This window comes from Klebsiella sp. PCX (genome assembly GCF_021869705.1).
GTDB classification, from domain to species: Bacteria; Pseudomonadota; Gammaproteobacteria; order Enterobacterales; family Enterobacteriaceae; genus Klebsiella; species Klebsiella quasipneumoniae.
In genome coordinates this window covers 4,754,922-4,777,599 of the sequence record NZ_CP091527.1, presented here as the reverse complement: position 1 = coordinate 4,777,599, position 22,678 = coordinate 4,754,922, and the positions used below count along the sequence as shown (strand labels likewise).

Sequence of the window (22,678 nt, the reverse complement as noted above, 5' to 3'; positions counted from 1 at the left end):
ATCAGGGACTAGTTATACGGACTGACGGCTGAAAATGCCAGTCGCGCCGGGCGTCTCTCGGAAAGTTCTTGTCTATTTAACGTATTCGATCTCGTTGACATACCAGCTGGCTTCGCCCGCCGGCGTGTTGACGATGGCCAGATCGCCAACCTCTTTTTTTAACAGTGCGCGCGCCATCGGCGAGTCGATGGAGATATAGTCTTTGCGGCCAAAAATTTCATCGTAACCGACGATGCGAAAGCGCTTGATATCGCCTTCATCGTTTTCAATCTCTACCCAGGCGCCGAAGAAGACTTTGCCCTCCTGCTGTGGGGAGTAATCGACGATCTTTAACTGTTCCAGACATTTGGTCAGATAGCGGACCCGGCGATCGATCTCGCGCAGGCGCTTTTTGTTGTACTGGTAATCCGCGTTCTCGCTGCGGTCGCCAAGGCTGGCGGCCCAGGTCACCTTTTTGGTCACTTCCGGGCGCTCCTGGCGCCACAGGTAGTCCATCTCCTGCTTCAGTTTTTCATATCCCTCGCGGGTGATCAGCGGCGTTTTCATCGTGAGTTCAACCTTCTGACAGTCTGTCGTTGCGCACAATTTGTAGCGCGTAATAATACCGACAGGATAAATACTGTGTCTTATGATTAAATGTATACTTAACCTGCTGTTAAATATGCTTTGTAACAATTTAGCCTGGAATATATACCAGATTTAGCTGGTGAGCGCGCCGGGCTTTTTTGAGAATACGCACTGACTATTGCAGTGAACCTTTGGGAGTACAAACAATGCAAGAGAATTATAAGATTCTGGTTGTGGATGACGACATGCGCCTGCGTGCGCTGCTCGAACGTTATCTGACCGAGCAGGGCTTCCAGGTTCGTAGCGTGGCGAACGCCGAACAGATGGATCGTCTGTTAACCCGCGAATCCTTCCACCTGATGGTGCTGGATCTGATGCTGCCTGGGGAAGATGGTCTCTCGATTTGCCGCCGTCTGCGCAGCCAGAGCAACCCGATGCCGATCATTATGGTGACGGCGAAAGGCGAAGAGGTTGATCGTATCGTGGGCCTGGAGATCGGGGCCGACGACTACATTCCGAAGCCGTTCAACCCGCGTGAACTGCTGGCCCGCATCCGGGCGGTGCTGCGCCGTCAGGCGAACGAGCTGCCGGGCGCGCCGTCGCAGGAAGAGGCGGTTATCGCCTTTGGTAAATTCAAACTGAACCTGGGCACCCGCGAGATGTTCCGTGAAGACGAGCCGATGCCGTTGACCAGCGGCGAGTTTGCGGTCCTGAAGGCGCTGGTAAGCCATCCTCGTGAGCCGCTGTCGCGCGATAAGTTAATGAACCTCGCTCGCGGCCGCGAATACTCTGCGATGGAGCGTTCCATCGACGTACAGATCTCCCGCCTGCGCCGCATGGTGGAAGAGGACCCGGCGCATCCGCGCTATATCCAGACCGTCTGGGGTCTGGGCTACGTCTTCGTCCCGGACGGTTCTAAGGCATGAAACGCGTGCGCTTTTCGCCGCGCAGCTCCTTTGCTCGCACGCTGCTCCTGATCGTCACCTTGCTGTTCGTCAGCCTGGTGACGACCTATCTGGTAGTACTGAATTTCGCGATCCTGCCAAGTCTCCAGCAGTTTAATAAAGTATTGGCCTACGAAGTGCGTATGCTGATGACTGATAAGCTGCAGCTGGAGGATGGCACCCAGCTGGTGGTGCCCCCGGCGTTTCGCCGTGAAATTTATCGCGAGCTGGGGATTTCGCTCTATTCCAATGAAGCGGCGGAAGACGCAGGCCTGCGCTGGGCGCAGCATTATGAATTCTTGAGCCAGCAGATGGCTCATCAGCTTGGCGGCCCCACTGAGGTGCGGGTGGAGGTCAATAAAAGCTCCCCCGTGGTGTGGCTGAAGACCTGGCTGTCGCCCAATATTTGGGTGCGGGTGCCGCTGACCGAGATCCATCAGGGCGACTTCTCGCCGCTGTTCCGCTATACCCTGGCGATCATGCTGCTGGCGATAGGCGGCGCCTGGCTGTTTATCCGTATTCAGAACCGCCCGCTGGTGGATCTGGAGCATGCGGCCCTGCAGGTCGGGCGCGGCATTATTCCGCCGCCGCTGCGCGAGTATGGCGCCTCCGAAGTGCGTTCGGTGACGCGCGCCTTCAACCACATGGCCGCGGGCGTGAAGCAGCTGGCCGACGACCGTACGCTGCTGATGGCTGGGGTCAGCCATGATTTACGGACTCCGCTGACCCGCATTCGTCTGGCCACCGAGATGATGGGCGAGCAGGACGGCTATCTCGCGGAGTCGATCAACAAAGATATCGAAGAGTGCAACGCCATCATCGAGCAGTTTATCGACTATCTGCGCACCGGGCAGGAGATGCCGATGGAGCTGGCGGATCTGAATGCGGTGCTGGGGGAAGTGATCGCTGCGGAGAGCGGCTATGAGCGGGAGATCGCTACCGCCCTGCAGGCCGGCGAAATTCCGGTACGCATGCATCCTCTGTCTATCAAGCGCGCGCTGGCGAATATGGTGGTCAACGCGGCCCGCTATGGCAATGGCTGGATCAAGGTCAGCAGCGGCAGCGAAGCGAGCCGGGCCTGGTTCCAGGTAGAAGATGACGGACCTGGGATTAAACCTGAGCAGCGAGAGCACCTGTTTCAGCCGTTTGTACGCGGCGACAGCGCCCGCAGCACCAGCGGCACCGGGCTGGGGTTGGCGATTGTTCAGCGTATTATCGATAATCACAACGGGCGGCTGGAGATTGGCTCCAGCGAACGCGGCGGGTTACTGATCCGCGCCTGGCTGCCGGTGCACCGGGTGCTGGCGCCGATGAAACAGGCCAAAGAGAGCTGATCGCGCCCGCGGTTGGTTGGTCAGAACGCTGCACAATAAAAAGCCGGGCAAGCCCGGCTTTTTCATCTTTGCGCCCGTTAGCGCTGCGGCCCTGCCGCCACCAGCGCGGCGCCCGCTGGCGTATCGGTATACTTCTCAAAGTTCTCAATAAACAGCTTCGCCAGCTGGTCGGCTTTTTCCTGCCACTGCTCCGGGGAACCATAGGTGCTGCGCGGATCGAGGATCTGGGGATCCACGCCCGGGAGGGCCGTCGGGATCTGCAGGTTAAACATCGGCAGGGTAAAGGTCTCCGCGTTGTCCAGCGAGCCATTGAGGATGGCGTCGATGATGGCGCGGGTATCTTTAATCGAGATGCGCTTGCCGGTGCCGTTCCAGCCGGTATTGACCAGATAAGCCTGCGCGCCGGCCGCCTGCATGCGTTTGACCAGCACTTCGGCGTACTGTGTCGGGTGCAGCGACAGGAAGGCGGCGCCGAAGCAGGCGGAAAAAGTTGGCGTGGGTTCGGTCACGCCGCGCTCGGTGCCGGCCAGTTTGGCGGTAAACCCGGACAGGAAATGGTACTGCGTCTGATCGGCGGTCAGGCGGGAGACCGGCGGCAGTACGCCGAACGCATCGGCCGTCAGGAAGATCACTTTGGTGGCGTGACCCGCTTTGGAGACCGGTTTGACGATATTATCGATATGGTCGATGGGGTAGGAGACGCGGGTGTTTTCGGTCTTTGAGCCGTCATCGAAATCGATTGTCCCGTCGGCGCGCACTACTACGTTTTCCAGCAGGGCGTTACGGCGAATGGCGTGATAGATATCCGGCTCGGCCGCTTCAGAGAGCTTGATGGTCTTGGCGTAGCAGCCCCCTTCGAAGTTAAACACCCCGTCGTCATCCCAGCCATGTTCGTCATCGCCAATCAGGCGGCGTTTCGGGTCGGTGGAGAGGGTGGTTTTGCCGGTGCCTGAGAGGCCGAAGAAAATGGCGACATCGCCTTTCTCGCCCACGTTGGCAGAACAGTGCATGGAGGCGATGCCCTTCAGCGGCAGCAGGTAGTTCATGATCGAGAACATCCCTTTCTTCATCTCGCCGCCGTACCAGGTGCCGCCGATCAGCTGAATGCGCTCGGTGAGGTTGAAAGCGATGAAGTTTTCCGAGTTCAGGCCCTGCTCTTTCCACTGCGGGTTGGTGCACTTCGCGCCGTTCATCACGATGAAGTCGGGCGTGAATTCCGCCAGCTCTTCGTCGCTCGGGCGGATGAACATGTTTTTAACGAAGTGCGCCTGCCAGGCCACTTCGGTAATGAAACGTACGCTGAGACGGGTATCGGCGTTAGCGCCGCAGAAGGCGTCGACGATAAACAGGCGTTTACCGGACAGCTGCTGTGTTACCAGCCCTTTCAGATGCTGCCAGGTTTCCTGCGAAAGCGGCTTGTTGTCGTTTTTACCCTTGCCTTTATCGGACCACCAGACGGTATCGCGGGTGGTGTCGTCGCGCACGAGGTACTTATCTTTCGGAGAACGACCGGTAAAAATGCCCGTGTCGACGGCGATAGCACCCAGACTGGTTAATACGCCACGTTCGTAGCCTTCCAGGTTGGGGTCGAGCTCTTCCTGAAACAACATGTCGTAGCTGGGATTGTGGACGATATCCTGAACGTCATTGATACCATAAGCCTTGAGATCCTGCGGGGTTAAACCATGATTAACGCGCATGTCACTGCTCCTTAGCCAAGATGTACTGCTGTAAATTGTAGGGTTTATTACCGGGTATTGACCGCGACCAGGCTCATAGATTTACGTATCTCGACATTCTTCAGAATGACGAAAAAAACGGTGACTCCTGTCACGAAGTGAAGTGGATTATCTCAGGAAATGGCCGGATGGTGGGGTTAGATGTTTCTCAATGGTTAAAAAGGAATTAAAAAAACTGCTGAAATGTGAATGTAATCGCTTTCCTGGAATAAAATTACGTAACTCTTTCAGCGAAAATCGATTCAACTCGTGAATAAAAAGTCAGGCACCGGGCGACATACCACATCGCCGCCCGGTGCCTGAAGAAGAAGTGAGGATTAATGGACCTGCGGATCGGCCGGAGAGGCGTTGTTACGGATCTCGGCGATGTCCATGGCGTTGAAGATATAGTGGTTACCGCAGTAGTCGCAGTGCATATCAATCTCGCCTTCGTCGGCAAGGATGCTATCTATCTCTTCGTCCGGCAGGGTTTTCAGCGCGCCGGCGCAGCGTTCGCGGGAGCAGGTGCACTTGAACTCCACGCTCTGCGGATCGTAGACCGTGACTTCTTCTTCATGGTACAGACGCCACAGCACATCGTTCGCCGGCAGGGTGAACAGCTCTTCAGCCTTGATGGTCTCGGTGAGCGTCGCCAGGTGCTCAAAGTCGGCAGTCTGGGCATCCTGCGCCGGCATCACCTGCAGCAGCATCCCGCCCGCCATCGGCTGACCTTCATGTTCGCCGGTGCGGATAATAAGGCGCGTCGGCAGCTGCTCTGAACGCTGGAAGTAATCTTCCAGGCAGGCGGCCAGCGTATCGCCTTCCAGACCGACCACGCCCTGATAACGCTCACCTTCTTCCGGGGAGATGGTGATGACCAGATAGCCGTTGCCGACCATCGCTTTCAGATCCGCATCGTCCGCAATCTCGCCCTGCACGCGCGCGACGCCGCGCAGCTGCTGCTGGTTATTGCCGTTGATGACCGCCAGCTGTAAAGGCCCATCGCCCTGCAGCTGCACGGTGATGTCGCCGGCAAATTTCAGCGTTGCAGTCAGCAGGCTGGTGGCGACCAGCAGCTCCGCCAGCACCGTTTTCACCGGCTGGGGATAAGTGTGATTCGCCAGAATCTGTTCCAGGGTTTCCGACACCGTCACCAGCTCGCCGCGCACGGCATAGTTTTCAAACAGATAACGATGTAATTGATCGTGTTGAGTCATAATCATCTCTCTTTCTGGCGCGAGTTACTCACTCTCGCCGTGTTTAAATCTCATCAGGTCGCGGCGCTCTTTCTTGTCCGGACGTCTGTCAGGGTGCGGCATGGTCAGGGCGTTCATTTTGCGCGCCAGGGCCATTTTTTCACGCTTCTCGATACTCTCAGCCGTCTCTTCATACAGGGTGACGGCTTCGCTTGCCGGGCGGCGCTGTTCGGTGATACCGACGATGCGCACCGTCCGCTCGTCGTTGCCCTGACGCAGCGTTAGCATGGCGTCCAGTTCGACGATTTTCCCGGGCTTGCTGCGTTGTCCGTTGTAATGCACCTTGCCGCCTTCAATCATCTCTCGCGCCAGCGCGCGGGTCTTGTAAAAGCGGGCGGCCCAAAGCCATTTGTCCAGTCTGACGGTTTCGGTAGGCTTCTCTTTCATCGCCTCTCCTTCGGGGTAAGCGAAGGGATCAGTCGTCGGTAATCATTCAGCCCCGGATGGCGCAGATACTGCTTTTCCGCCAGCCCGGAGTCGGGATTGGTAATGCCCAGGCAGTAACGAATGCCAAACTCCCTCGCGGCATCCAGAATTGCCTCGCTGTCGTCGACAAACAGCGTTTTATGCGCCTCAAGGCCGGTTTCCTCCGCCACGGCGCGCCACAGACGCTGATCCTCTTTCGGATAACCAAATGTGTGGGTGGAAAGTAATAAATCAAGGTGCGCATCCAGGCCGGTGTGTTTGAGTTTCACCGCCAGATTGTGGGGATGGGCATTGGTCAACAGAATACGTCGCTTACCGCTGGCCTTGAGCGCATCAAGGAACGGCACGGTATCCTCACGCAGCGTGGCGCGCGGACCCTGTTCGCTGGTCATCGCACAAATATCCAAACCCAGGCGCTCGCTCCAGTAATCCAGACAGTACCAGTTTAGCGTATGCTGCACGGCGTGATACTCCTGGTGCATGGCCTCTTTCGCCTGTTGCAGATTGAGGCCGCGGGCGGCCCCCCAGGTTTCCGGCACCAGCGTTTGCCAGAAATAGTTGTCGAAAGCGAGATCCAGGAGCGTGCCGTCCATATCCAGCAGAACGGTATCGACCTCCTGCCAGGCGATATCAAAATGCATGATGACTCTCCAGCGAGCGGGAAATGGGCGACAGGGTATCACACCCTGTCGCCGGGAAAATTAATCTTGCGGGTCAGACGAGGGGAGCAGCACCGGGTTCAGGCAGCTTTCGTAATATTTCTGAATCTCTTCCATACGCTGGCGATGGCGTTGATAACGACGCAGCGCCTGCACCCCGTGGTAAGCCATGCATCCCACCATCGACAGCAGCAGCAGGGTGATGCCCAGATAGCGCCACAGGCCGCTGCGGTCAGGAATGCGGTGCAGGTTGATATGCTGAGTGCCGTTGGCGTCAGTAAACAGATTGGTGACTATCCCTTCGGCATGGAAGGGGGTATGCATCAGCATACCGGCCAGCCGCCGCAGTTCCCCCCACTGCTCATGCGCCGGGTAATCATACAGGCTCACCGCCGGCCACGGCTGATTGACCAGCACGCTACCCTCGTCGCTGGCGATGAGGAAGCCGCCCGGGGCCGGGCTGTTGAGCGCCTGCGCCGCCCGCGAGGTTTCACGCATGACAAAGGGGGCGGTTGAGGTGGTCACCAGATTCTCCAGCGACTCGGCGCTGACTGGCCGCAGCAGCACGTTCACGCCATCCAGTTTCCCGGCGGACGCACGCTTAGTTAACGTCTCCCAGTTACGGGTATTGCCGAGATTAACCAGCGCATTCTTCAGCCGCAGGCAATCATCGGCAGCGGAACAGAGATCGTTGGTTTTCTGAACGATATCGCCGAAATCATCCAGTAGCACCATGCCAGATTTTTGAATGGCGGAGCGCAGCGCCGGGCTGACGCGGGAGTCGTCGTCGGTTTCCGGGTGCAGCTGACGCTGGACGGACTGCATCAGAGCAGTCGCTTTGCTGACAATGTCAGACTCCGGCAGCGGCAGAGGAGGGGCATCGTTCCACACAATCTGCGAACAATCGAAAGGCAGGAACGGCGAATCCTCTTTGGCCGTCCAGCTGCCCGGCGTGCGGATGTTGCACATCCCGGTGCCGGTCAGGCGCAGCGTATCGCCAATGCGCACATGGGCCTTTTCCAGCTGGCTGACGGTCGTGGCTTCAATGGTCTGCGCCCCCTTCAGCCACGACAGGGTGAACTTAAACGGCATATTCAGCGGTACGCTGGCCCATAGCATGATTACCACCACCAGGGCGCCGGCGGCGATAATCGCGCTGCGCAGCCAGTACTGCAGCGGGAAGTTTTTCACTTCATCATGAAGCGACAAGTAGCGTCCCTGACGGGCTACATGGCGGTTGAGATAGATATCAATATCGGTCTGCTGTCCGAGGTCCTGGGCGATCCAGGGCTGCCAGTGGCGCGGATAGATGAGATCGATAATGCCCAGCGAGATATTATTGATATGCTCCTGATCGTTTTCGCCAAACAGCCCCCAGCGCTTAGGGACGCCGCGCAGGCAATGGATTTCGCGCAGCGAGGCGCGGCGCGGCGGGGCATAGATCCCCAATAGGCCGGCGGCGAGCAGCAGCAAACCGGCAGCCACCAGCCATGGGGTAAAGACGGCAGGCCCAATCAGACTGAAATAAAAGAACAGGAAAGAGGCGACGATCAGGATCGCTTCGCGCAGACCATCCGGGCGGTTCAGGGCGTGTTCTTCCGGGCTTTCCCGACGGATCTGCCGCAACTCTACCTGTTCGCTCTCTTCGCCGCGAATTGAGGCCTGGGTGGCCGAGGCGCGTTCCAGCGCGTAGCTTTGCGCTTCCTGACGATAGTCGCTCAGGGTATGGCCGTTAAGGGTGATAACCAGCGGCAGGCTGTCGGTGGGGATCAGCTCGACGCTGTTTTCATCGTTGATATGCTGTTCCCAGAACGGCGGCAGATGTACCTCCACCGAATCGAGAAAATAGCGCCATTTATTCGGCGCGTCGGTAGTGATCCCGTAGCGGGTGATGGCTCGCGTCACCCCATAGACGGTATCGCTCTGTTCGTTTAGCGCCAGAGCGATGGGCGCGCTGGTGGCGCCGGACGCGGGAACCTGCTGGGCGCGGCTCAGTTCGGCAAGATACTTTTCGATGGCCTGGCGCTCATCGGCCGCGATCGGCCGCGTGGTGGCATCGCTAAAGGCGTGCAGTAGAGGGAGCCGGCGGCGTCTGGCGTGCGTGCGATACCACCATCCAATGAGCAATACGCAGATTAGCAGAGCTGTAAGGAATATCAGAAAGGTGCCCATGCCCATCCCATCATAGTTATATTTTTCTTACGAAATCGTCGGTGAACGTGAAGACTAACGTCAAGCTGCAGTGTTAGCGGCGCACCTGCTTGCAGGGTAGTAAATATGTCATGCAGCAGCGTATTAGTTTACCAAAAACGTTAAAGGCCAGAAATCGGTAAATTCTCAAAGATAATTCAAGCTATTGACTTTTTTATCTTTATTACTTTCCCCTTTGCAGGGAAAAGGTTACAACTCTGTAAATAAGTAGCGATTTGGATTGCCGAAAGCGTGTTGCGTATCGCACAATGACTGCTTAATCACAGCATAGACCGATGACAATGAGCAAATCATTACAAAAACCCACCATTCTCAATGTTGAAACTGTCGCCCGTTCGCGCCTCTTTAATGTCGAAAGCGTCGATCTGGAATTCAGCAACGGTGTGCGTCGCGTTTATGAACGTATGCGGCCTTCCACCCGCGAAGCGGTGATGATTGTGCCGATTGTTGATGATCATATTATTTTGATTCGCGAGTATGCCGTCGGGACGGAATCCTACGAGCTGGGCTTCTCCAAAGGGCTGATTGATCCGGGTGAAACCGTGGATGAAGCGGCCAATCGCGAGCTGAAAGAAGAGGTTGGCTTCGGCGCCAATAAGCTGACGTTTCTGAAGAAGCTCAGTATGGCTCCCTCTTACTTCTCCAGCAAAATGAACATCCTGGTGGCGGAAGATCTCTATCCGGAGTCGCTGCCGGGCGATGAGCCCGAGCCGCTGCCGCAGGTGCGCTGGCCGCTGGCGCAGTTGATGTCGCTGCTGGATGAAGAAGATTTTAACGAGGCCCGCAACGTTAGTGCGCTGTTTTTAGTGCGGGAATGGTTGCAGGCCCAGGGCCGACTCTGAACGAGCGTTTACGCTAAGCAGCAATAAAAAAGCGCCCGCAGGCGCTTTTTTGTCAGAACAGCTCGTGGGTTTCACCGCCGCCGTCAGTCAGGGTGGTGCCCACCTCATGGACCGCCTGCTGCGTGGGCTGGGTACCCTCAATAAAGTATTCCGCCCGGCTGTTGCCACCGTTCGCCAGCTGACCGGTGCTGCGATCGATATTCACCGTGACGATTCCCGGCGGCGGCGTTAATGGCTCTTCCGGAACGCCTTCCAGCACGCTCTTCATAAAGCTGTCCCAGGCCGGCTGGGCGCTTTTGGCGCCGCCTTCGTAGCCGGAGATCTGATCTTTAATCGCCCCCGATGCGGTGGTCCGGCCAAGATCGCGACGATGATCGTCAAAGCCGATCCAAACCGAGGTCACCACGCCCGGTCCGTAGCCTGAGAACCAGGCGTCCTTCGAGCTGTTGGTGGTCCCGGTTTTGCCGCCGATGTCATGCCGCTGCAGGTCACGTCCGGCGCGCCAGCCGGTTCCCATCCAGCCCGGTTCGCCAAAGATGTTGCTGTTCAGCGCGCTCTTGATCAGGAAGGCCAGCGGGGTGTTGATCACATGCGGCGCGTATTCCTGGGCGCCGCTCTGCGCCACCAGTGACTGATTGGCCTGCTCCAGCTGCGGCTGCGGCGGCACGGTGCCATTCTGCGGTTCCGTCGAGGTGGCGACATCTTCCACATCTTTGTTTTCCAGCACGTTGGATTTTGGCGTATCGCCGTAAATCACCGGTAAATCACACTGCGGGCAGGCGATTTTCGGACGCTCTTCGAAGAGGACCCCGCCCTGATCGTTCTCAATCTTACTGATAAAGAACGGGTTCACCAGGAAGCCGCCGTTGGCCATCACCGAATAACCGCGGGCGACCTGCAGAGGCGTAAAGGAGGCGGAGCCCAGCGCCAGCGATTCGGTGTGGACAATGTTTTGCGCCGGGAAGCCAAAGCGCTGCAAATACTCGGCGGCATAGTCAACGCCCATGGCGCGCATGGCGCGCACCATGACCACGTTTTTTGACTGCCCCAGGCCCTGGCGTAAACGAATCGGACCGGCATACTGCGGCGGCGAGTTTTTCGGCCGCCAGTCGGAACCGGCTCCGGCGTCCCAGCGCGAGATTGGCACATCGTTGAGCATGCTTGCCAGAGTTAAGCCTTTATCCATCGCAGCCGTGTAGAGGAATGGCTTGATGTTGGAGCCGACCTGGCGCAGCGCCTGAGTGGCGCGGTTGAACTTGCTCTGGTTAAAGTCAAACCCACCGACAAGGGCGATAATCGCGCCGTTTTGCGGGTTAATGGAGACCAATGCCGAGTTGACGTCCGGCACCTGCGACAGCCACCAGCTGTCTCCCACTTTGCGAACCCAGATCTGCTGCCCGGCCTGCACGACGTCGTTGACTTTACGCGGGGTTGCCCCCTGCTGCGTATCGGAGATAAAGCGGCGAGCCCAGCGCACGCCGTCCATCGTCAGCGAAACGGAGTCGCCGTTAGCCAACAGCGCGACAGCCTCTTGGGCATTCGCGGAGGTGACCACCGCAGGAGAAAGCGGGCCAAAGCCAGGCTGGCGCTTCAGGGCGTCAACGATCTTTTTCGCCTCCCACGGCGTTTCGCCGACCTTCCACAGCACGCTGGCCGGGCCGCGGTAGCCGTGACGCATATCGTAATCCAGCACGTTATTGCGGACCGCCTGCTGGGCCGCCTGCTGGTTTTTGCGGGTAATCGTGGTGTACACCCGGTAGCCATCTTCGTAGGCCTGCTCGCCGTAGCGATTCACCATCTCCTGGCGCACCATTTCGCTCAGATAGGGCGCGGAGAAGGCGATTTTCGGCGCGTGGTAGCTGGCGTCGATGGGTTCGCTGCGCGCCTCATCGTATTGCGCCTGGGTGATGTACCCCTCGCTCAGCATACGCGACAGCACCACGTTGCGCCGGGCTGTGGCGCGATCCATCGAATAGAGCGGGTTAAAAGTGGACGGGGCTTTCGGCAGACCGGCAATCACCGCCATTTCGCTGAGGGTCAGCTGGTCGATAGGTTTGCCAAAATAGACCTGCGCTGCGGCGCCGACGCCATAGGCGCGGTAGCCGAGGTAAATCTTGTTCAGGTACAGCTCAAGGATTTCATCTTTGTTCAGCAGCTGCTCGATGCGGATAGCCAGAAAGGCCTCTTTAATCTTACGCATCAACGTCTTCTCGGGGCTGAGGAAGAAGTTACGCGCTAACTGCTGGGTGATGGTGCTGGCGCCCTGCGAGGCGTGGCCTGAAAACATCGCCACGCTGGCGGCGCGGAAAATACCCACCGGATCGACGCCGTGATGCTCATAGAAACGACTGTCTTCGGTAGCGATAAACGCTTTCACCAGCTCGGGGGGAATTTGCTGCAACGTGACAGGGATACGGCGCTTTTCGCCGTACTGCGCAATAAGCTCACCGTCGGCGCTATAGACCTGCATCGGGATCTGCAAACGCACATCCTTCAGGGTTGCGACGTCGGGGAGTTGCGGCTCTATGTATTTGTAGAGGCCAAAAATCGAGCCTGCTCCCAGCAGTACGCAACAGACTGCAAGGATCAATAGATACTTTACGAACTTCACCGGTGTTTTCCCATTTAGTTTTATTTGGGCAGTTTATAAACAAACGCGCGGTAGTATAAAGGCAAGCCAGGTGCATTGATATAGCCGGACAGTTTTGCCGGATAAGGAGATCATAAGCATGGCTTTCAGAAACTGGCGGATCGGAATGCATATCCAACAAGATAGCATTGCCATTGTCGCGCTACTGTTTGAGCGCTCACACTGGGCGCTGCGCCGCTGGTGGCGCATTCCGTTGCCGCCAGGCCTGGTGCGGCAGGGGATGGTGGCGGACGTCAGCGCCCTCGGCTCACGGCTGGCCGCCTGGCGGCGGGAGCTACCGGTACAGCATCAGATCAATATCGCCTTCCCCGCAGCTCGCACGCTGCAAAAACGCGTGCCTTATCCCCAGTTCGCCCTGCGAGAGCGGGAACAGGCGACGTGGATAGCCAGCGCCATGACCCAGCAGCTGGCGATGCCCGCCTCCTCTCTCTGTATTGATTATGCGCCCACCTCGCGAAATGACGGCTGGCAGGTTACGGCGGCGCAGCGGCTGGATATCAATGTTCTGCGGGAGCTGGCAGGGCGGCTGCGCCTGCGGGTAACTGCCATCGTACCGGATGCCAGTGCGCTCGGCGCTTTTTTCCCCTGGGTGACGGCAGCAGAGCAAGGCCTGGCGTGGCGGGATGAAAAGCACTGGCTATGGGCGACCCATGAGGCCTGGGGCTGTGACGCCTGCGATGCGATAGGGTCCTTGAGCCAGCTGGCGGGGCAGCTTCAGGTTCCTCTGCGCTTGTGCGCTGACGCGGGCGACGAGGCCAGTCGTTTTGATGTCTGGCAGGTGGTTCACCGCCGGCAGCCTCCGCTGCCAGCCGATGGCGATCGCTACGCCATTGCCCTTGGGCTGGCGCTGGGGGGGCGGGCGCCATGACGCATGTCGTTAATCTTCTCCCCTGGCGTGACCTGCGTCGCCGCCAGCGCCTGCGCTACACCCTGTTGTTAGCCATCGGTATCGTGCTGCTGGCGGGGATGACCCTGCAGGTGGGGCGAACGGCTGGTCTACAGCGCGACGCCCTGGCGAGGCTCCACGCGACGGCCGACGCAGCGCTGCTCGCCTCGCTCAAACAACGTGAACAGGCGATGCGCGAAGCGTGGCAGCAGCATCAACGCCAGCGCGAGCAGCTCCAGCGCAGATCGACGATCGCTGCCTGGCAACCCCGACTAATGGCGCTCGCGGCGGACCTGCCCGCTCAGGCATGGCTGACGCGGCTGGAGTACCAGGGGGCGCGCCTGACGCTGGATGGCCTGGCCCTCAACCTGCAGGCGCTGGCCGGAGTGGAGGCTTCTCTGGCCAGCGTCACGGGATTCGCGCCGGCTAAAGCCGGCGGAACGCAGCGCGACGCCGAGGGGCGCTGGCGGTTCAGTTTCACCCTGTCGGGAGCGCGCGCCGATGAGGATTAATACCCTGCGCACCCGGGCGGGGCTGCTGATCCTGCTCGCGATGGGGCTGACGGGGGGCGGCGTGGCGCTTTGGCGCGATGCCCGGCCGCCGCTGGCGGCGCTGTCCCGCGATGGCGCTCTGCAAACGCAGTGGCGGCGGATCATGGCGCTGCGCATCCCTGACGGTGAAAGATCCGGGGAGCGCATCGACAAGCAGCCGTTCTCGCCCATAGCCATTCCGCTCGCCGGGGCGAAGCTAATCGCCTGGCATCCGCAGGGGAGCGGCGGCGAGATGGAGCTGGCTCTCTCCTGGCCGACGGTACCCGCTCTGTTTTCATGGCTGGCGCGCAGCGGGATGAACCCGCGTTCGTTCTCGCTGGAGCGCGAGGGGCAGGCGCTGCGCATGCGGCTGCAGCTGGAGGCGGAAGATGGTTGGTAAATGCTGGGTTTTGCTGTGGTTGCCGCTGTCGCTGCTGGCGGCCGAGCGCGATCCTTTTCAGCCGGTTGAGGATCCCTGCCGCGCGGCGCAGCTGTCGCAATGGCGTTATGGCGGCGCGGCCGGCGATGGTGCAGGCTGGATGGGTTTTTTGCAGGACGGAAGCGGCACGTGGCGACGGGTGCGCCTGGATGAGCAATTGCCCACGGGCTGGCGGGTGAACCGGCTGACGGACAGTGAACTGGACATCGTCACGCCTCCGGGATGTGAACCGCCAGCGTGGCGCTGGCAACGTAAAGGAAAACAAGATGATGCGATGGATAAGCCTGCTTTTGCTGCTACCGCTGGCGGTGGTCGCCGCGCGAAATGATAAGCCGGTTTCGCTGGTCGTTGACGACGCGCCAGTGGCCCAGGTGCTGCAAGCCCTGGCCGAAATGAACCAGAAGAATCTCGTTGTCGCACCGGACGTCAGCGGCACGCTCTCCCTGCGCCTGCAGAAGGTTCCCTGGACCCAGGCGCTGCGGGCAGTGGCGGATAGCGCAGGCCTCTCTTTGCAACAGCAGGGAACGGTCATCTACGCACATACGCAGGCCTGGCAAAAGGCCAACCTGGCGCAGCGCGAAGCGGAACAGGCGAAACGTCTGCAGAATCTGCCGCTGCGGGCGGAGAGCGTGACCCTGCACTATGCCGATGCCGAGGAGCTGGCTAAAAGCGGCGGTAAGTTGCTTAGCGCCCGGGGAAACCTGATGGCGGACAAGCGGACCAATCGGCTGCTGATCCGCGATGATGCCCGCCATCTACCGGCGCTGAAGGCCTGGGCGCAGGAGATGGATCTGCCGGTCGGACAGGTGGAGCTGGCCGCCCATATCGTGTCAATGAGCGAAACCAGCCTGCGTGAACTGGGGGTGAAATGGCGGCTGGCGGAGGCTGAAAGCACGCCGGGATCCGGGCACATCACCACCCTAAGCAGCGATCTGTCAGTCAACGACGCCAGCACCCGCGCAGGCTTTAACATCGGCAAAATTAACGGGCGCTTGCTTGAGCTGGAGCTTTCCGCGCTGGAGCGCAAGCAGCAGGTCGAGATTATCGCCAGTCCTCGTTTGCTCGCCTCTCATATGCAGCCCGCCAGTATCAAGCAGGGGAGCGAGATCCCCTATCAGGTCTCCAGCGGTGAAAGCGGCGCCACGTCGGTGGAGTTTAAAGAGGCGGTGCTGGGCATGGAGGTGACGCCGACGGTGCTGCAGCAGGGGAGAGTGCGGTTGAAGCTGCGAATAAGCGAGAACACGCCAGGCCAGGTGCTGAAGCAGGATAACGGCGAGGCGCTGGCCATTGATAAACAGGAGATCGAGACCCTGGTGGAAGTCCGCAGCGGCGAGACCCTGGCGTTGGGCGGCATCTTTTCGCAGAAAAACAAAACCGCCCGCGACAGCGTCCCGCTGCTTGGCGATATCCCGGTGCTGGGGCGTCTGTTTCGCCGCGACGGGAAAGATAATGAACGCCGTGAACTGGTTGTCTTTATTACGCCACGGATTCTGGCAGTACGTTAAGCAGGTTTTTCATGCTAAACACGTTTCAGGTGTTTGACGTGAGGACGGATTTAGCATACAAGGGGTACCGATTTGAGAGTCGGGTACGACATCAATCCTCCCTATATTGTCCGGCGATTTTATTCAGTTGCCAAACCAGCCGGAGTATTGAGATAATTTTTAGTCTGACTCTCGCTCTATTGCATATGAGGTTTCAGTTCATGCCCTGCGGCGCTGGGTGTCTGCGAAGCGGGTTTATCATTAACGAATAGTCTTAGTAGTACCGAAAAAATGGCAGAGAAACGCAATATCTTTCTGGTTGGGCCTATGGGTGCCGGCAAAAGCACTATTGGGCGCCAGTTAGCCCAACAGCTCAACATGGAATTTTACGATTCCGATCAAGAGATTGAGAAACGCACTGGCGCTGATGTGGGCTGGGTCTTCGATGTTGAAGGCGAAGAAGGCTTCCGCGACCGTGAAGAAAAAATTATCAATGAGTTGACGGAAAAACAGGGAATTGTGCTGGCGACTGGCGGCGGCTCTGTAAAATCCCGTGAAACGCGTAACCGTCTCTCCGCCCGCGGCGTGGTGGTCTACCTGGAAACAACGATCGAGAAGCAGTTGGCCCGTACGCAGCGCGATAAAAAGCGTCCTTTGCTACAAGTCGATGCGCCGCCTCGTGAAGTACTGGAAGCGCTGGCTGACGAGCGTAACCCGCTGTATGAAGAGATCGCCGATGTGACTATCCGCACAGACGATCAGAGTGCGAAAGTCGTCGCGAACCAGATTATTCATATGCTGGAAAGCAACTGATTCTGGCTTAATAAAAGTGCGTCAGAGTAAAAGTCACTGAGGTGGATGTCGCGTTATGGAGAGGCTTACTGTTACCCTCGGGGAACGTAGTTACCCGATTACCATCGCGGCTGGTTTGTTCAACGATCCAGCTTCCTTCCTGCCACTTAAGTCGGGCGACCAGGCTATGCTGGTCACCAACGAAACGCTGGCGCCGCTTTATCTGGATACCGTCCGCTCTGCGCTTGAGCAGGCAGGGGTCAACGTTGACAGCGTAGTCCTGCCCGACGGCGAGCAGTATAAAAGCCTGGCGGTGATGGATACCGTATTTACCGCGCTGTTGCAAAAACCCCATGGCCGCGACACCACGCTGGTGGCGCTCGGCGGCGGTGTTATCGGTGATTTAACCGGTTTCGCCGCGGCAAGCTATCAGCGCGGCGTGCGTTTTATCCAGGTCCCTACCACCCTGCTGTCGCAGGTCGACTCGTCGGTCGGCGGCAAAACCGCAGTGAACCACCCTCTCGGCAAAAACATGATTGGCGCCTTCTGGCAGCCGGTTTCCGTGGTGGTTGATCTTAACTGTCTGAAGACGCTGCCGAAGCGCGAACTTGCTTCCGGACTGGCTGAGGTCATCAAGTATGGGGTGATCCTCGACGGCGCCTTCTTCAGCTGGCTGGAAAACAACATTGATGCCTTGCTGGCGTTGGATGAAAAGGCCATGGCGTACTGCATTCGCCGCTGCTGTGAGCTGAAAGCGGAAGTTGTGGCTGCCGACGAGCGTGAAACCGGGTTACGTGCTTTACTCAATCTTGGACATACCTTCGGCCATGCTATCGAAGCGGAAATGGGCTACGGTAACTGGCTGCACGGCGAAGCGGTGGCGGCAGGTATGGTTATGGCGGCGCATACGTCCGAACGGCTGGGGCAGTTCCGCGCGCAGGATACTCAGCGCCTTATCGATCTGCTCAAGCGTGCAGGCTTACCGGTACGCGGCCCGCAGGAAATGCGTGCGCAGGCGTATTTGCCCCATATGATGCGCGATAAGAAAGTACTGGCTGGCGAAATGCGGCTGGTGCTCCCGCTCGCAATAGGAAGCAGCGAGCTGCGCGGCGGAGTGCCGCACGATGTGGTTCTTGGCGCGATTGCTGACACTCAGCAGGCGCAACAATAAGAAGGTCTGGCCGCGTTCGCGCGGCGTTATCATTTCGGGTGATGTGCAATAATCGTGAGCATAAGCCTTTTAGTGGGGTGTTAAATGGATGATTTCAAACCAGAAGACGATATGAAAGCCGATCGCAACGATCGTCGTGCTGGTCGTTCCCGTCAGTCTTCCGAGCGTGATGCCGATCCGCAGATCAATTTTGACGATGTCGATCTTGATGCCGATGAAGGCCGTCCGACGCGCGCCGGCAAGGCCCGTCGTGAGCGTGAAGAGGAAGAATTCGAAGAAGAACTGGATGCGGAAGATGAGGAGATGCTCGAAGAGCAGCCTGTAGAGCGTCGTCCGCGTAAGCGTAAAAAAGCGCCGGCGAAACCCGCTTCCCGCCAGTACATCATGATGGGCGTGGGCATTCTGGTACTGTTGCTGTTAATCGTGGGTATCGGTTCCGCGCTGAAATCGCCATCTTCTTCCAGCCAGCAGACCGCTTCCGGCGAGAAGAGCATTAATCTGTCTGACGACCAGTCCACCAGCACGCCAGCTGCCGGCCAGGATCAGACTGCCGCCAATACCACCACACAGCAGGACGTCACGGTACCGCCTATTGCCGCGAACCCGACCCAGGGCCAGGCCGCGGCAGAGCCGCAGGGCCAGCAGCGCGTTGAAGTTCAGGGCGATCTGAATAATGCGTTGACCCAGCAGCAGGGCCAGCTGGACGGCGCCGTAGCTAACTCGACGCTGCCAACTGAACCGGCAACCGTCGCGCCGATCCGTAATGGCGCCAGTGGCACCGCGGCGCCGCGCCAGACGACCGAACGTCAGACGGCGGCAACGCCGCGTCCGGCTGAGCGTAAGCACACCGTCATCGAAGCGAAGCCGCAGCCGAAACCACAGGCGGTGGCAAAAGCGCCGGTAGAAACGAAGCCGGTTCAGCCGAAGCATGTTGAAAGCGCGGCGACCACTGCCCCGGCGAAAACGACCGTCGCGGAAAGCAAACCGGTAGCCACCGCGCAGAGTAAACCTGCAGCACCAGCAACCACCACCACCACTGCTGCGCCAGCCGCAACGGCGGCCGCGGCAGCGCCGGCGGCGAAGAGCGGTAAAACGGCAGGCGACGTCAGCTCGATGAAATCTGCGCCGTCGGGTAACTATACCCTGCAGCTCAGCAGCTCCTCTAACTATGAAAACCTGAACAACTGGGCGAAGAAAGAGAAGCTGGACAGATATGTTGTCTATGAAACATCGCGTAACGGCCAACCGTGGTACGTGCTGGTGAGCGGTATCTATTCATCGAAAGATGAAGCGAAACGCGCGGTCACCTCGCTGCCGCCGGACGTGCAGGCGAAAAATCCATGGGCAAAACCACTGCATCAGGTTCAGGCTGATCTGAAATAATGCCGTGGGGTAGTCTTAAGCGCAGGATGCTGTCGGAGCTTTCTCCACAGCCGGAGAACGTGTAATTAGTTAGGCAGCATGAAAAAGAATCGCGCTTTTCTAAAGTGGGCAGGGGGGAAGTACCCCCTGCTTGACGATATTAAAAAGCATTTGCCGGAAGGTGAGTGCTTAATCGAGCCCTTTGTGGGCGCCGGGTCGGTATTTCTCAATACCGACTTTTCTCGTTATATCCTCGCGGATATCAACAGTGATTTAATCGGCCTGTACAACATCGTCAAATTGCGCACCGACGAGTACGTCGCTGCCGCCCGCGAGATGTTTACCCCGGAAAATAACGTCGCTGAGCGCTACTACCAGTACCGTGATGAGTTCAATCAGAGCCAGGACCCGCTGCGTCGCGCGGTGCTGTTCCTGTATCTGAACCGTCACGGTTACAACGGCCTGTGTCGCTACAATTTGCGCGGCGAGTTCAATGTGCCGTTTGGCCGCTATAAGAAGCCCTATTTCCCCGAGGCTGAGCTCTATCATTTTGCCGACAAGGCGCAAAACGCTGAGTTTTACTGCGAATCTTATGAAGAGTGCATGCAGCGTGCGGATAGCCGCACGGTGGTGTATTGCGATCCGCCCTATGCGCCGTTGACGGCGACGGCGAACTTTACCGCCTACCACACCAACAGCTTCAACCTGGAGCAACAGGTGCTGCTGGCGCAAAAGGCGGAGTCGCTGATGAAGAAACGGATCCCGGTGCTGATTTCCAACCACCGCACGCCGTTGACGCAGGAGTGGTATAAAAACGCGGCAGAAACGCATATTGTGAAGGTTCGGCGCAGCATCAGCAGCAACGGTGGTACGCGTAAAAAGGTGGACGAGCTCTTAGCGCTCTACCGTCCGCCTAAGACCAAATAAATTTCAAGGAGATGCGGATGAAGCAGTATTTGATTGCCCCTTCGATTCTGTCGGCTGATTTTGCCCGTCTGGGTGAGGATACCGCGAAGGCGCTGGCGGCGGGTGCGGATGTCGTGCACTTCGACGTCATGGACAACCACTACGTGCCGAACCTGACGATTGGCCCGATGGTGCTGAAGTCGCTGCGTAACTACGGTATTACCGCGCCGATCGACGTCCACCTGATGGTGAAGCCGGTCGACCGCATCATTCCTGATTTTGCCGAAGCTGGCGCCAGCATCATCACCTTCCACCCGGAAGCCTCCGAACACGTCGACCGCAGCCTGCAGCTTATCAAAGAGCATGGCTGTAAAGCGGGCCTGGTGTTTAACCCCGCGACGCCGCTGAGCTATCTCGATTATGTGATGGATAAACTGGACGTGATCCTGCTGATGTCGGTTAACCCGGGCTTTGGCGGCCAGTCCTTTATTCCCCAGACGCTGGATAAACTACGTGAAGTGCGCCAGCGCATCGATGCGTCCGGCTACGACATCCGTCTGGAAGTGGATGGCGGGGTGAAAGCGAGCAATATCGGCGAAATCGCCGCGGCGGGCGCGGATATGTTCGTTGCCGGTTCGGCGATCTTCGGCCAGCCGGACTACAAGAAAGTGATTGATCAAATGCGTAGTGAATTAGCGAAGGTGAGTCATGGATAAATTACAGGCGATCCGCGGCATCGCGTTTGATCTCGACGGCACGCTGGTGGACAGCGCGCCGGGTCTGACCGCCGCCGTTGATAACGCCCTCTACGCCCTGGAACTGCCGGTGGCGGGAGAAGAGCGCGTCGTAACCTGGATCGGCAACGGCGCCGATGTCCTGATGGAGCGGGCGCTGAGCTGGGCTCGCCAGGAGCGTGCCACGTTACGTGCGGCGATGGGCAAGCCTTCCGTCGACGATCATGATATTCCGCAAGACGAACAGCTGCGCATTTTGCGTAAACTGTTTGACCGCTATTACGCCGAAGCGGCGGAAGAGGGCAGTTTCCTGTTTCCGGCAGTGGCCGATACGCTCGGCGCGCTGCAGGGCAAAGGTCTGCCGCTGGCGCTGGTGACCAATAAGCCGACGCCGTTCGTCGCCCCGCTGCTGGACGCGCTCGATATTGCGAAATATTTTACCGTGGTGATCGGCGGCGATGACGTCCAGAACAAAAAGCCGCATCCGGAACCGCTGCTGCTGGTAGCGCAAAAGCTCGGCCTGACGCCGGAGGCGCTGCTGTTCGTCGGCGATTCACGTAATGATATTCAGGCGGCCAAAGCGGCTGGCTGCTGCTCGGTTGGCCTGACCTACGGTTATAACTATGGCGAACCGCTTGCGCTGAGCGAGCCGGACTATCTCTTCGACCAGTTTAATGAACTCTTACCCGCTCTCGGGTTACCGCACAGTGAAACTCAGGAATTGAAACATGACTAAGCCCATCGTTTTTAGTGGCGCACAGCCCTCAGGTGAACTGACCATTGGCAACTACATGGGTGCGCTGCGTCAGTGGGTAAACATGCAGGACGATTACCACTGCATCTATTGCATCGTGGACCAGCACGCCATCACCGTGCGCCAGGATCCGCAGCAGCTGCGTAAGGCGACGCTGGACACCCTGGCGCTGTATCTGGCCTGCGGCATCGACCCGCAGAAAAGCACTATCTTCGTTCAGTCGCACGTGCCGGAACACGCCCAGTTAGGATGGGCGTTGAACTGCTACACCTATTTCGGCGAACTGAGCCGCATGACCCAGTTTAAAGACAAGTCCGCGCGCTACGCGGAGAACATCAACGCCGGTCTGTTTGATTATCCGGTACTGATGGCCGCTGACATCCTGCTGTACCAGACCAACCAGGTTCCGGTGGGCGAAGATCAGAAACAGCACCTTGAACTGAGTCGCGATATTGCCCAGCGTTTTAACGCCATCTACGGCGATATTTTTAAAGTGCCTGAGCCGTTTATCCCTAAATCCGGCGCGCGCGTGATGTCGCTGCTGGAGCCGACGAAAAAGATGTCCAAGTCCGACGACAACCGCAACAACGTCATCGGCCTGCTGGAAGACCCGAAATCGGTGGTCAAGAAGATCAAACGTGCGGTCACCGATTCCGACGAGCCGCCGGTGGTGCGCTACGACCTGAAAGAGAAAGCGGGCGTCTCCAACCTGCTGGATATCCTCTCCGCGGTCACCGGGAAAACCATTCCTGAGCTGGAGCAGCACTTCGAAGGCAAAATGTATGGCCACCTGAAAGGCGAAGTCGCCGAAGCGGTATCGGGCATGCTGATTGACCTGCAGGAGCGCTATCACCGTTTCCGTAACGACGAAGCGTTTCTCAATCAGGTGATGAAAGACGGCGCAGAAAAGGCCAGCGCGCGGGCTTCTCAAACCCTGAAAGCGGTATACGAAGCGATTGGCTTTGTCGCCAAGCCGTAAGCGACGCAACAGCTAAACAGGGCGGGATTATCCC

At 58.5% G+C, this 22,678-nt stretch carries 21 protein-coding genes and 1 pseudogene; 15 read left to right on the top strand and 7 right to left on the bottom strand.

Annotation, left to right across the window (positions count from 1 at the left end; genetic code table 11):
* Positions 1–72: 72 nt before the first annotated feature.
* Complete coding sequence (gene greB / locus GQR96_RS22980; RefSeq protein WP_002920503.1) at positions 73–546, bottom strand: transcription elongation factor GreB; 474 nt, start codon at positions 544–546, stop codon at positions 73–75.
* A gap of 227 nt (positions 547–773) precedes the next feature.
* On the opposite strand from greB, the gene ompR reads away from it, so the two are divergent.
* A complete protein-coding gene (ompR, locus tag GQR96_RS22975) occupies positions 774–1,493 on the top strand; it encodes an osmolarity response regulator transcription factor OmpR (protein WP_001157751.1) in 720 nt (239 codons plus the stop codon).
* Positions 1,490–2,845: a two-component system sensor histidine kinase EnvZ gene (envZ, locus tag GQR96_RS22970; protein WP_017899961.1), complete on the top strand. Its 1,356-nt coding sequence runs from the start codon at positions 1,490–1,492 to the stop codon at positions 2,843–2,845. The genes ompR and envZ overlap by 4 nt, the downstream gene beginning before the upstream one ends.
* Positions 2,846–2,922: 77 nt before the next feature.
* On the opposite strand, the gene pckA is transcribed toward envZ, so the two are convergent.
* The 5 genes from pckA to GQR96_RS22945 form a co-directional block, all read right to left on the bottom strand.
* On the bottom strand, positions 2,923–4,545 hold the full coding sequence (gene pckA, locus GQR96_RS22965) for a phosphoenolpyruvate carboxykinase (ATP) (RefSeq protein WP_004202159.1): 1,623 nt from the start codon (positions 4,543–4,545) through the stop codon (positions 2,923–2,925).
* Between the two features lie 356 nt (positions 4,546–4,901).
* Complete coding sequence (hslO, locus tag GQR96_RS22960) at positions 4,902–5,786, bottom strand: Hsp33 family molecular chaperone HslO (protein WP_017899960.1); 885 nt, start codon at positions 5,784–5,786, stop codon at positions 4,902–4,904.
* A gap of 18 nt (positions 5,787–5,804) precedes the next feature.
* Entirely contained in the window at positions 5,805–6,206 is a 402-nt protein-coding gene (gene hslR / locus GQR96_RS22955) for a ribosome-associated heat shock protein Hsp15 (RefSeq protein ID WP_017899959.1), read from the bottom strand.
* Entirely contained in the window at positions 6,203–6,886 is a 684-nt protein-coding gene (yrfG, locus tag GQR96_RS22950; protein WP_004202162.1) for a GMP/IMP nucleotidase, read from the bottom strand. Before yrfG ends, hslR begins: the two co-directional genes overlap by 4 nt.
* Positions 6,887–6,946: 60 nt before the next feature.
* Entirely contained in the window at positions 6,947–9,076 is a 2,130-nt protein-coding gene (locus GQR96_RS22945; protein ID WP_065903836.1) for an intracellular growth attenuator family protein, read from the bottom strand.
* A gap of 320 nt (positions 9,077–9,396) precedes the next feature.
* Here GQR96_RS22945 and nudE point away from each other — a divergent pair, with 320 nt between their 5' ends.
* Entirely contained in the window at positions 9,397–9,957 is a 561-nt protein-coding gene (gene nudE, locus GQR96_RS22940) for an ADP compounds hydrolase NudE (protein ID WP_004202164.1), read from the top strand.
* Between the two features lie 52 nt (positions 9,958–10,009).
* On the opposite strand, the gene mrcA is transcribed toward nudE, so the two are convergent.
* Entirely contained in the window at positions 10,010–12,568 is a 2,559-nt protein-coding gene (gene mrcA, locus GQR96_RS22935; protein WP_023319249.1) for a peptidoglycan glycosyltransferase/peptidoglycan DD-transpeptidase MrcA, read from the bottom strand.
* A gap of 118 nt (positions 12,569–12,686) precedes the next feature.
* Here mrcA and GQR96_RS22930 point away from each other — a divergent pair.
* The 12 genes and pseudogenes from GQR96_RS22930 to trpS all read left to right on the top strand — a co-directional run bounded on the left by GQR96_RS22930 (position 12,687) and on the right by trpS (position 22,644).
* Positions 12,687–13,488, top strand: a pseudogene (locus GQR96_RS22930) (pilus assembly protein).
* Complete coding sequence (locus tag GQR96_RS22925; protein WP_032456683.1) at positions 13,472–14,005, top strand: PilN domain-containing protein; 534 nt, start codon at positions 13,472–13,474, stop codon at positions 14,003–14,005. Before GQR96_RS22930 ends, GQR96_RS22925 begins: the two are co-directional and overlap by 17 nt.
* Positions 13,995–14,423, top strand: coding sequence for a HofO family protein (locus GQR96_RS22920; RefSeq protein WP_049116364.1), 429 nt, complete (start codon positions 13,995–13,997; stop codon positions 14,421–14,423). Before GQR96_RS22925 ends, GQR96_RS22920 begins: the two co-directional genes overlap by 11 nt.
* Positions 14,413–14,790 carry a HofP DNA utilization family protein gene (locus GQR96_RS22915; protein WP_004202171.1) on the top strand — a complete coding sequence of 126 codons (378 nt, stop codon included), beginning with the start codon at positions 14,413–14,415 and terminating at the stop codon, positions 14,788–14,790. The genes GQR96_RS22920 and GQR96_RS22915 overlap by 11 nt, the downstream gene beginning before the upstream one ends.
* Complete coding sequence (gene hofQ / locus GQR96_RS22910; protein WP_048295660.1) at positions 14,729–15,967, top strand: DNA uptake porin HofQ; 1,239 nt, start codon at positions 14,729–14,731, stop codon at positions 15,965–15,967. Before GQR96_RS22915 ends, hofQ begins: the two co-directional genes overlap by 62 nt.
* 270 nt (positions 15,968–16,237) lie before the next feature.
* Positions 16,238–16,759, top strand: coding sequence for a shikimate kinase AroK (gene aroK / locus GQR96_RS22905; protein ID WP_002920267.1), 522 nt, complete (start codon positions 16,238–16,240; stop codon positions 16,757–16,759).
* A gap of 55 nt (positions 16,760–16,814) precedes the next feature.
* Positions 16,815–17,909, top strand: a complete 1,095-nt coding sequence (gene aroB / locus GQR96_RS22900) for a 3-dehydroquinate synthase (protein WP_004202175.1) — start codon at positions 16,815–16,817, stop codon at positions 17,907–17,909.
* An 84-nt stretch (positions 17,910–17,993) separates the two neighbouring features.
* Positions 17,994–19,292, top strand: coding sequence for a cell division protein DamX (damX, locus tag GQR96_RS22895; protein WP_065903839.1), 1,299 nt, complete (start codon positions 17,994–17,996; stop codon positions 19,290–19,292).
* Between the two features lie 78 nt (positions 19,293–19,370).
* Positions 19,371–20,198, top strand: coding sequence for an adenine-specific DNA-methyltransferase (dam, locus tag GQR96_RS22890; protein WP_004202178.1), 828 nt, complete (start codon positions 19,371–19,373; stop codon positions 20,196–20,198).
* A gap of 17 nt (positions 20,199–20,215) precedes the next feature.
* Entirely contained in the window at positions 20,216–20,893 is a 678-nt protein-coding gene (rpe, locus tag GQR96_RS22885; protein ID WP_004202179.1) for a ribulose-phosphate 3-epimerase, read from the top strand.
* The gene (gene gph / locus GQR96_RS22880; protein ID WP_004202180.1) at positions 20,886–21,647 is read left to right on the top strand and encodes a phosphoglycolate phosphatase; all 762 of its coding nucleotides are present in this window, start codon (positions 20,886–20,888) and stop codon (positions 21,645–21,647) included. Before rpe ends, gph begins: the two co-directional genes overlap by 8 nt.
* Positions 21,640–22,644, top strand: coding sequence for a tryptophan--tRNA ligase (gene trpS, locus GQR96_RS22875; RefSeq protein ID WP_002920253.1), 1,005 nt, complete (start codon positions 21,640–21,642; stop codon positions 22,642–22,644). The genes gph and trpS overlap by 8 nt, the downstream gene beginning before the upstream one ends.
* Positions 22,645–22,678 lie beyond the last annotated feature (34 nt).

Coding starts and splice junctions, on each gene's coding strand:
- damX (WP_065903839.1), top strand. CDS start 17,994: ATGGATGATTTCAAACCAGAAGACGATATGAAAGCCGATCGCAACGAT.
- GQR96_RS22920 (WP_049116364.1), top strand. CDS start 13,995: ATGAGGATTAATACCCTGCGCACCCGGGCGGGGCTGCTGATCCTGCTC.
- ompR (WP_001157751.1), top strand. CDS start 774: ATGCAAGAGAATTATAAGATTCTGGTTGTGGATGACGACATGCGCCTG.
- rpe (WP_004202179.1), top strand. CDS start 20,216: ATGAAGCAGTATTTGATTGCCCCTTCGATTCTGTCGGCTGATTTTGCC.
- gph (WP_004202180.1), top strand. CDS start 20,886: ATGGATAAATTACAGGCGATCCGCGGCATCGCGTTTGATCTCGACGGC.
- GQR96_RS22915 (WP_004202171.1), top strand. CDS start 14,413: ATGGTTGGTAAATGCTGGGTTTTGCTGTGGTTGCCGCTGTCGCTGCTG.
- nudE (WP_004202164.1), top strand. CDS start 9,397: ATGAGCAAATCATTACAAAAACCCACCATTCTCAATGTTGAAACTGTC.
- envZ (WP_017899961.1), top strand. CDS start 1,490: ATGAAACGCGTGCGCTTTTCGCCGCGCAGCTCCTTTGCTCGCACGCTG.
- GQR96_RS22945 (WP_065903836.1), bottom strand. CDS start 9,076: ATGGGCACCTTTCTGATATTCCTTACAGCTCTGCTAATCTGCGTATTG.
- yrfG (WP_004202162.1), bottom strand. CDS start 6,886: ATGCATTTTGATATCGCCTGGCAGGAGGTCGATACCGTTCTGCTGGAT.
- dam (WP_004202178.1), top strand. CDS start 19,371: ATGAAAAAGAATCGCGCTTTTCTAAAGTGGGCAGGGGGGAAGTACCCC.
- hslO (WP_017899960.1), bottom strand. CDS start 5,786: ATGATTATGACTCAACACGATCAATTACATCGTTATCTGTTTGAAAAC.
- hofQ (WP_048295660.1), top strand. CDS start 14,729: ATGATGCGATGGATAAGCCTGCTTTTGCTGCTACCGCTGGCGGTGGTC.
- hslR (WP_017899959.1), bottom strand. CDS start 6,206: ATGAAAGAGAAGCCTACCGAAACCGTCAGACTGGACAAATGGCTTTGG.
- trpS (WP_002920253.1), top strand. CDS start 21,640: ATGACTAAGCCCATCGTTTTTAGTGGCGCACAGCCCTCAGGTGAACTG.
- GQR96_RS22925 (WP_032456683.1), top strand. CDS start 13,472: ATGACGCATGTCGTTAATCTTCTCCCCTGGCGTGACCTGCGTCGCCGC.
- greB (WP_002920503.1), bottom strand. CDS start 546: ATGAAAACGCCGCTGATCACCCGCGAGGGATATGAAAAACTGAAGCAG.
- aroB (WP_004202175.1), top strand. CDS start 16,815: ATGGAGAGGCTTACTGTTACCCTCGGGGAACGTAGTTACCCGATTACC.
- aroK (WP_002920267.1), top strand. CDS start 16,238: ATGGCAGAGAAACGCAATATCTTTCTGGTTGGGCCTATGGGTGCCGGC.
- pckA (WP_004202159.1), bottom strand. CDS start 4,545: ATGCGCGTTAATCATGGTTTAACCCCGCAGGATCTCAAGGCTTATGGT.